Here is an 8,463-nt window from a genome sequence, read left to right as displayed (position 1 = left end):
TCTAATCCTGATAGATGTGTTTGGATAATTTCCGTCAGTTATTAAAGCACAAAAAGCGCCCGGTCGGCGCTTTTTGCGTAAAGAAGAGCGCTTGCTTAACGCGTGGCCGACCCCGGTACAAGGAGTTCGGTGGCGATAATCACTACCAGCAGACCGACGATAACCGGCACCGACGTACGCTTCACCACCTCAAACGGGGAGATGTTTGCCATTCCCGCCACCGCCACAACCACACCAGAAACCGGCGAAATCGTCCGCCCCAGGTTAGACGCCTGCAGCATCGGGATGGACAAATAGGCCGGGTTGATGCCCGACTGGTGGGCCAGTTTCGGGATCATTTCGACAAAGGCGTAGAAAGGAGCGTTGCCGGAGCCGGTAGTCATCGCCGCCAGCATGGTCAGGATGACCAGCACCAGCATCAGGATGATGCTGGCGGAGCCAAACGAGGTGGCAATAGAGATAAGGCTCTGAATAAAGCCAATGGTGCTGAGCCCCTGGGCAAAGACCCCGGCGGCGACCAGCAGCATGACCACACCGGCGAAGGCGTCCGCCATGCCGCGATAGGCCACTTCCAGACCGGAAAAGACGCTCTGGGTGTTAAAGCTACGCAAAAATTCCAGGATTGCCGCCAGTATCATGCAGATGACCAGGATAGTGATAATGTGCAGCTCCGGCCCCCATTTGCCATCGAAAATCAGCACGCCAATAATCGGCGTAAACGGCAGAATGGCATAAAACGACGGCGCGGTGGTGGTGATATCTTTAACATCCAGCATCTCCGTCGTGATGTGCTCTTTTTTATCCAGAAAACGTTGCCAGAAAAAGTGGGCGACAGCCATACAAACAATGGCGGTAATGGAAATAGGCAGCGTGGTTTTAAACGCGAAATCAATCAGCGGCATTTCCGCCGCCTTCGCGGCTAATACCACGTCGCCGGAGGTGGGCGATAAAATAATCGCGGCCGGCGAGGCGCAAATTGCCGCCGCCGCCCCGCGGCTAATGCCGACATTGACCATGACCGGAAACAGCGTCGCCATTAATAATACGCCAAGACCGGTAGCCGAAGAGACCGCCAGCGACATCAGGCAGGCGACGAAATAGGCGGCGACCATCAATAAATAGGGCGAGTTAATTAAACGCAGCGGGCGCGATGCCAGTTTCACCACCATGTCGTTGGCGCCGATATGGGTCATATATGCGGCGAAACCGCACAGCACCATAATCATCATGCCGAGGTCGCCGCCGCGGCTCATCAACAAAATCTTAATATATTCAAAGATATCGGTAGTGGTGTAACCCGTGCTGGTGGCATCGGCCGGCAGGACTTTATGCCCCATCAGAGCGCTGACGATGAGCAGCAGCAGGCCGCCGACAAACAGCACGCCGGTGGCCGAGTAGCCTTTGATGATATAGCGTGCCACGCCAACGATAACCGCGACGCCAATCAGAAGTTCTATAAACGTTAACATAAAGTGTTGGATCCCAGCAGAAAGGTATAAAAGGCGACCGAAAAAGAAAAAGGCAATGTGCCGAAGTTCAGCGCAGCTGTAGATGATTAAAATCAAGGAAGGGCCAATTTAAGCATATTGTTGTGAGAATTTACTGATTGGTTGGCAAAACGAGGCTGGCGGGGACGGTCTTTTTATTGGCGTCAAAGAAAAGTTAGGGATTTGTTTTAATTTGGTTGCATCAACTCGCGTTGCGTAAATTAAATAAAAAAGCCTTTTAAAATAAAAAACGCGCCGCCTATACTCGCCTTCACTTACCGTATTCACTGACGGACGATTATGCATACTGGCGGGTCAGCGGGCTTACACGCAATCAGGCGGCATCTGGCGATGCTGCTTATCGCGTTCGGCTGGCTGTTTATCCAGAGCCAGGTCGCTATCGCCTCGCACGATTGTCAGCTCGACGTGCAGGGCGAGGCGGTGATTGCCCAGCATCATCATATGATGCCGGAAACGCTCACCCCGTCCGTGCATCTGGCGAAAGCTCCGCTCTGTGATAAGCACTGCGTGCCGGATACGGCACAAAAAGAGAGCGGTCACTTTACGCCCGTCGCGCTGCCGGTAAGCGTAACGCTGGCGGTAGTCGCGCCCGTTTGCATTGAGAGCCCGCATGAAGGCTGGTCATTAACCCCGCCTGCCACAGGCCCGCCGGCAACCATCCGCTTTTGCCGGTTTCGGGAGTAGAACGCTGTTAATTCGTTGAAATTTTAACTATTTACGATTAACAGGAGTTCAATTATGCGTTCTTATTTTTTCCGCGTGCTGACAGGCGTGCTGGCTCTGCTTTCCCTTTCCGCCGTGCAGGCGCACGACATCCATCACGATATGACGCAGCACAGCGCCGCGCAGGCCCCGGTCTATCATGCCCGCGGCATCGTCAAAACCATCACTTCGCAGACCCTCACCGTTCGCCACAAGGCTATTCCCGAACTTAACTGGCCGCCGATGACCATGCAGTTCGAACTGCCGCCAGCGGCAACGCTGCCCGCGGTAAAAGCGGGCGATAGCATTCAGTTCTCGTTTGTTCAGAGCGCGAACGGCTATCAGGTCGTCTCCCTGACGCCGCAAGACTAACGGGGGCGCCATGAAACATAACTCACTGAGCCTGCGGGCCGGTGGGGTTTTGCTGTGCCTTATCTGCTCCGCCGCAAAGGCGGAGCCGCTGACGCTGACGCAAACCCTCGCCGCCGCCGAACGCTATTCGGCTGAACTCTCCGCCAGCCGGAACGAAGCCCGGGCGCTGGACGCGATGGCCGAATCGGCCCGGCAGCTTCCCGATCCCAAACTGAAATTTGGCATTGATAACCTGCCGGTGCAGGGCAACAACGACCGCCGCTTCACCCGCGAAGGGATGACCATGCAGCGGGTCGGCGTGATGCAACGCTATGTCAGCGACGAAAAACGACAGCGTAAGGCGCTGACCCTGCAGGCGCAGGCCCGAAGCGTTAACGCGCAGAGTGCCGTTACCCGCGCCGCCCTGCAGCGCGAGGCGGCCCAGGCATGGCTTGAGCTGGCGATTTCGACACGCGCGCTGGATACCGCCCGCAGGCTGCTGGCGGAAAGCGCCGCCCAGCAGGGGGCGCAAAAAGCCAGCGTCGGCGCAGGCAGCGCCAGCGCGGATAGCGTGCTGGTCTGGCGGCTTGCCCTCAGCGCTATGCGTGACAAAGTCACCCTGGCCGAGCGCGACGTGGAACTGGCTCAGGCGCGTCTGGCGGAGCTTACCGGCCAGAACGTCACGGCTGCCAGCGGCTCGTTACCGCGCTATCAGCGGCTGCCTGCCGATGAGCAGACCCTGAAAGAAGGGGTGGCGCAGCACCCGGAAATGGTCGCTGCCGCAAGCGTCGCTAACAGCGCGAAAGCGCGCTCGGCGGAGTCGGCCATCGCCGCTATTCCCGATGTGGACGTTGAAGTCTGGTATGGCCGGCGCGCGCAGGAGTATGAAGATATGGCCGGGGTAATGTTCACCGTCGATCTGCCGCTGTTTACCTCGCAGCGGCAGGATAAAGACCACGCCGCCGACCTTTCCCGCTCTATGCAGGCCAACGATCGGCTGGCGCAAACCACCCGCGAACATCAGGCGCAGATCCGCACGCTTATTGCGAACTACCGCGCCGCGCAGGCGCTCTGGCAGCGCCAGCGGGAGGAGGTAACGCCGCTGGTACGCCAGCGCGCCATGCTGTTGGCGGCCCAGTATCGGGCCGGGCAGACCCAACTACCCGAACTGCTGGAGGCGCGTCGCGCGGTACTTGATAGCGAGCTTTCCACTCTGCAGGCGGAAAAAGATCTGGCCCGCGCCTGGGCCGCAATTCAATGGCTGATTCCTCAGGAGCTGGCGCAATGAACAAGATAATTCTCGCCGTCGTTATTGCCGCTTGCCTGGGGACAGGTTTTATCGCAGGCAGATCGCAGATCGCCGCCCCCGCGCCGCAGGAGAAGCCCGCAGAGCGCAAGGTGCTCTACTGGTACGACCCGATGGTGCCGGATCAGCGTTTTGATAAACCCGGTAAATCGCCGTTTATGGATATGCAGCTGGTGCCGCGTTATGCCGATGAAGGGCAGAGCGATGCGGGCGTCGCCGTCAGCGCCAGGCAGCAGCAAAACCTTGGCATGGTCACGGCGCGGGTGGAAAAGCGCCCGCTCGGCTCCGCGTTTTCGGCCTTTGCCACGGTCACCACCGATGAGCGCAGCATACAGACTATCCCCGCCCCGGCGGATGGGGTGGTGGAAAAACTCTACGTGCGCGCGCCGCAGCAGTGGGTAAAAAAAGGCGAACCGCTGGCGCAGCTCTGGATCCCGCAGTGGACGTCCGCTCAGCAGGAGTATCTGGCGGTGCGGCAACTTGGCGACCGGGAGCTGACCCGTGCCGCCCGCGACCGTCTGGCCCTGCAGTTCATGCCGGAAGGGGTTATCCGTTCGGTGGAGCGCAGCGGTAAACCCCAGACCCGACTGACGTTACGGGCAGAGCGGGCGGGTTATGTGGTGAAGTTGGATGTGCGCGAAGGGGCGCAGATTGCGCGAACGCAAAGCCTGCTTGAACTGGCGAGCCTCGACCCCGTCTGGCTGGTCGTGGATTACCCGCAGAGCGAGGCGCGCAGCCTTGCGCCCGGCAGCGACATTATCGCCACCTCCGCCAGCTGGCCTGCAGAACAATTTCATGGTCGGGTCAGCGAACTTCTGCCGCAACTTGAAACCGCCACCCGTACCCTGAAAGCGCGCATCGTGCTGGCTAACCCGCAGCAAAAACTCAAGCCCGGCATGTTTCTGACGGTCACGCAGCCACCAAACGGGCAGCAACAGCCGGTTCTCGCCATGCCTGAAGAGGCGCTGATTGAAACCGGCAGCGCCAGCCGGGTGCTGCTGGCCACCGGGGAGGGCCATTTTCAGGCGGTGAATGTGCTGACGGGCCGCACGTCACAGGGCTGGACCGAGGTGCTTTCAGGGCTGCGTGAAGGAGACCGGGTGGTCACGTCCGGCCAGTTCCTTATCGATTCCGAAGCCAGCCTGAAGAGCGCGCTGCCGTCGCCCGCGGCGGAGAAACCGGCGCAGGCCTGGCAGAGCACAGGCGTGGTGAAGGCGATTACCTCGGATAGCGTCACGCTGGCGCATCAGCCAGTCCCGGCGCTGAACTGGGGAGCCATGACCATGGATTTCGTCCTTAAAACGCCGCAACCGGCGATTAAACCGGGCGACCGGGTGACGTTCAGTTTCACGCTGGATGATGAAAACGGCGCGGTGATAGAGCGCTTAACGCCGCAGCCGGAGGAGAAACCATGATTGCCGCCATTATCCGCGCCGCATTACGCAACCGCCTGCTGGTGCTGCTCGCCGCGCTGGCGCTGACCGGCTGGGGCGTCTGGTCGGTACAGCGCGCGCCGCTGGACGCGCTGCCGGATCTCTCTGATGTACAGGTGATTATTCGCGCCAGCTATCCGGGGAAGGCGCCGCAGATTATTGAAAACCAGCTCACTTACCCGCTCACCACCGCCATGCTCTCCGTGCCGGGGGCAAAAACGGTACGCGGGTATTCCATGTTCGGCGATGCCTATGTCTATGTTCTGTTTGATGACGATACCGATCTCTACTGGGCGCGCTCGAGGGTGCTGGAAAATTTAAGCCAGATCCAGAGCACCCTCCCGGCTGGGGTGAAGGTGGCGCTCGGACCGGATGCCACCGGCGTGGGCTGGATTTACGAATATGCCCTGACGGACCGTACTGGCCGCCACAGCCTGGCGGACCTGCGCGCCCTGCAGGACTGGACGCTGAAATATGAGCTTAAAACCGTGCCCAACGTGGCGGAAGTGGCCAGCGTCGGCGGTATGGTGCGTCAGTATCAGGTCGTGCCCGATCCGCAAAAAATGCGCGCGCTGAACATAACCCATACGCAGCTTATCAATGCCGTACAGGCCGCCAACCAGGAGAGCGGCGGCGCGCTGCTGGAGATGGGCGAGGCTGAATTTATGGTTCGCACAACAGGCTATCTGCGCGGGCTGGACGATTTTCGTCAGATAGTCATCGCCAGCCGCGACGGCGTGCCCGTCATGCTCGCCGATGTGGCAAGCGTGCGCCTCGGGCCTGAGCTACGTCGCGGCGTGGCGGAATACAACGGCGAAGGGGAGGTGGCGGGCGGAGTGGTTGTGATGCGCTATGGCAAGAACGCGCTTGAAACCTTGCACGGCGTCAAAGCGAAGCTGCAGGCGGTGCAGAAAACCCTGCCTGAAGGGGTACAGATTGTGCCGGTTTACGATCGCGCCACCCTGATTGAGCAGGCGGTAGAGACCCTGACCCATAAGCTGCTGGAAGAGTTTATCGTGGTGGCGCTGGTCTGTACGCTGTTCCTGTTCCATTTCCGTTCGGCGCTGGTGGCGATAATCTCCCTGCCGCTCGGCATTCTCGGGGCGTTTATTGTGATGCACTACCAGGGCATCAACGCCAACATCATGTCCCTCGGCGGCATTGCCATCGCCATTGGCGCCATGGTCGATGCGGCCATCGTGATGATTGAAAACATGCACAAGGTGCTGGAGCAGTGGCGGCATGATAACCCCGGCCGCCAGCCTGCGTCCGCTGATTACTGGCGGCTGTCGGAACAGGCGGCGGTGGAGGTCGGCCCGGCACTCTTCTGCAGCCTGCTTATTATCACCCTCTCGTTTATTCCGGTCTTTTCGCTGGAGGCGCAGGAGGGGCGCATGTTTTCCCCCCTGGCCTTTACCAAAACCTGGGCGATGGCGGTAGCGGCAGGGCTGGGCATCACCCTGGTGCCGGTGCTGATGGCACTGTTTATTCGCGGCAACATTCCTGATGAGAAAGCGAACCCGCTTAATCGCTGGCTGATTCGTCTTTACGAGCCGCTGCTCGAACGGGTGCTGCGTTTCCCGAAAGCTACCCTGGCGGTGGCCTTTTTGCTGCTGCTGGCGACGCTCTGGCCTTTAAGCCGTCTGGGCAGCGAGTTTATGCCGCCGCTTAACGAAGGGGATTTGCTGTATATGCCCTCGACGCTGCCCGGCGTGTCGGCGCGGGAGGCGTCGCGTCTACTCCAGCAAACCGACCGGCTTATCAAAAGCGTCCCGGAGGTGGAGAGCGTGTTCGGCAAGGCGGGCAGGGCGGAGAGCGCCACCGATCCCGCGCCGCTGACCATGCTTGAAACCACTATTCGCTTTAAGCCGCGTGCGCAGTGGCGGCCCGGCATGACGCCGGAAAAACTGGTGGAGGAGCTGGATAAAACGGTCAGCCTGCCGGGCATTGCCAACGTCTGGGTACCGCCGATTCGTAACCGCCTTGATATGCTGGCGACCGGTATAAAAAGCCCGGTCGGCATTAAGGTGAACGGCAATAATATTGCCGATATCGAGCAGGTGGCCCGGCAGATAGAGCAGGTGGTGAAAACCGTGCCGGGGGTGACCTCCGCGCTGGCGGAAAGGCTGGCGGGCGGCCGCTATGTCGATATTAATATCAACCGCCAGCAGGCCGCGCGCTACGGCGTTTCGGTCAAAGAGCTGCAGTCGCTGGTGGCGACGCTGGTCGGCGGTGAGAACGTGGGGGAGGTGTTACAGGGGCGCGAGCGTTATCCCATCAATATTCGCTACCCGCGGGAGCTACGCAATAATGTGCAGGCGCTGCGGGCGCTGCCCGTCATCACCGATAACGGCAGCCAGATAGCCCTGGGCGAACTGGCGGAGATAGTTGTAACGGAGGGGCCGCCAATGCTGAAAAGTGAAAATGCCCGGCTGTCGAACTGGATCTATGTCGATCTGCGCGGGCGGGATTTGAAATCGGCGGTGGAGGAGATGCAGCAGCGGGTGGCGCAGCAGGTTAAGCTGCCGTCAGGGGTCACACTCTCCTGGTCCGGACAGTTTGAATATCTGGAACGGGCCACGGCAAAACTGAAAATTGTCTTACCCGTTACGCTAATGATTATTTTTGTGCTGCTGTTTATTACCTTTAAGCGCATTTCAGACGCCCTGCTGATTATGGGAACCTTACCGTTTGCCTTAATTGGCGGCGTCTGGTTACTGTGGCTGCTGGGATATAATTTATCCGTCGCCGGCGCCGTTGGGTTTATCGCCCTGGCGGGGGTGGCAGCGGAATTTGGCGTTATCATGGTGCTTTATTTAAACCATGCCCTTAAGAAACATCTCATCAGCGATCCGCACGGCGGTAACGCCATGCTGCGCCGCGCTATCCACGAAGGGGCAGTATTACGGGTACGACCAAAAGTGATGACGGTGGCGACAATTATGGCAGGCCTGTTGCCTATTATGTGGGGCGGAGGAACGGGCTCGGAGGTGATGAGCCGAATTGCCGCGCCAATGATTGGCGGCATGATTACCGCGCCGCTGCTGTCGCTGTTTGTGATTCCGGCCGTCTATGAATTACTGCATCGACGCCGATAAAATGCCGCGCCTCGTTTCACGAGGCGTCAATTTTACCATGGTTAAAGAGTAATCATCCTGCTGCG

At 59.4% G+C, this 8,463-nt stretch carries 6 protein-coding genes; 5 read left to right on the top strand and 1 reads right to left on the bottom strand.

Annotated elements, in window-relative coordinates; genetic code table 11:
* Positions 1-95: 95 nt before the first annotated feature.
* A complete protein-coding gene (gene dcuC, locus ENTHG_RS10000; protein WP_044178643.1) occupies positions 96-1,469 on the bottom strand; it encodes an anaerobic C4-dicarboxylate transporter DcuC in 1,374 nt (457 codons plus the stop codon).
* 369 nt (positions 1,470-1,838) lie between these two features.
* On the opposite strand from dcuC, the gene ENTHG_RS09995 reads away from it, so the two are divergent.
* The 5 genes from ENTHG_RS09995 to ENTHG_RS09975 are packed head-to-tail and all read left to right on the top strand — an operon-like array spanning position 1,839 to position 8,398.
* Positions 1,839-2,192 (top strand): DUF2946 domain-containing protein, encoded by a 354-nt coding sequence (locus tag ENTHG_RS09995; RefSeq protein WP_237567463.1) that lies wholly within the window; start codon positions 1,839-1,841, stop codon positions 2,190-2,192.
* Between the two features lie 54 nt (positions 2,193-2,246).
* Positions 2,247-2,582, top strand: coding sequence for a copper-binding protein (locus tag ENTHG_RS09990; protein ID WP_237567462.1), 336 nt, complete (start codon positions 2,247-2,249; stop codon positions 2,580-2,582).
* A gap of 10 nt (positions 2,583-2,592) precedes the next feature.
* On the top strand, positions 2,593-3,849 hold the full coding sequence (locus tag ENTHG_RS09985; RefSeq protein WP_044178637.1) for a TolC family protein: 1,257 nt from the start codon (positions 2,593-2,595) through the stop codon (positions 3,847-3,849).
* Complete coding sequence (locus ENTHG_RS09980; protein ID WP_044178634.1) at positions 3,846-5,282, top strand: efflux RND transporter periplasmic adaptor subunit; 1,437 nt, start codon at positions 3,846-3,848, stop codon at positions 5,280-5,282. The genes ENTHG_RS09985 and ENTHG_RS09980 overlap by 4 nt, the downstream gene beginning before the upstream one ends.
* Positions 5,279-8,398 (top strand): efflux RND transporter permease subunit, encoded by a 3,120-nt coding sequence (locus ENTHG_RS09975; RefSeq protein ID WP_044178631.1) that lies wholly within the window; start codon positions 5,279-5,281, stop codon positions 8,396-8,398. The genes ENTHG_RS09980 and ENTHG_RS09975 overlap by 4 nt, the downstream gene beginning before the upstream one ends.
* The last annotated feature ends 65 nt before the right edge of the window (positions 8,399-8,463 follow it).

This window comes from Phytobacter massiliensis JC163 (assembly GCF_000321045.1).
In the GTDB taxonomy this organism is placed as follows: Bacteria; Pseudomonadota; Gammaproteobacteria; order Enterobacterales; family Enterobacteriaceae; genus Phytobacter_A; species Phytobacter_A massiliensis.
The sequence above is the reverse complement of the archived record's forward strand: the minus strand, read 5'-3'. Positions and strand labels throughout refer to the sequence as shown.

Coding starts and splice junctions, on each gene's coding strand:
- dcuC (WP_044178643.1), bottom strand. CDS start 1,469: ATGTTAACGTTTATAGAACTTCTGATTGGCGTCGCGGTTATCGTTGGC.
- ENTHG_RS09995 (WP_237567463.1), top strand. CDS start 1,839: ATGCTGCTTATCGCGTTCGGCTGGCTGTTTATCCAGAGCCAGGTCGCT.
- ENTHG_RS09990 (WP_237567462.1), top strand. CDS start 2,247: ATGCGTTCTTATTTTTTCCGCGTGCTGACAGGCGTGCTGGCTCTGCTT.
- ENTHG_RS09985 (WP_044178637.1), top strand. CDS start 2,593: ATGAAACATAACTCACTGAGCCTGCGGGCCGGTGGGGTTTTGCTGTGC.
- ENTHG_RS09980 (WP_044178634.1), top strand. CDS start 3,846: ATGAACAAGATAATTCTCGCCGTCGTTATTGCCGCTTGCCTGGGGACA.
- ENTHG_RS09975 (WP_044178631.1), top strand. CDS start 5,279: ATGATTGCCGCCATTATCCGCGCCGCATTACGCAACCGCCTGCTGGTG.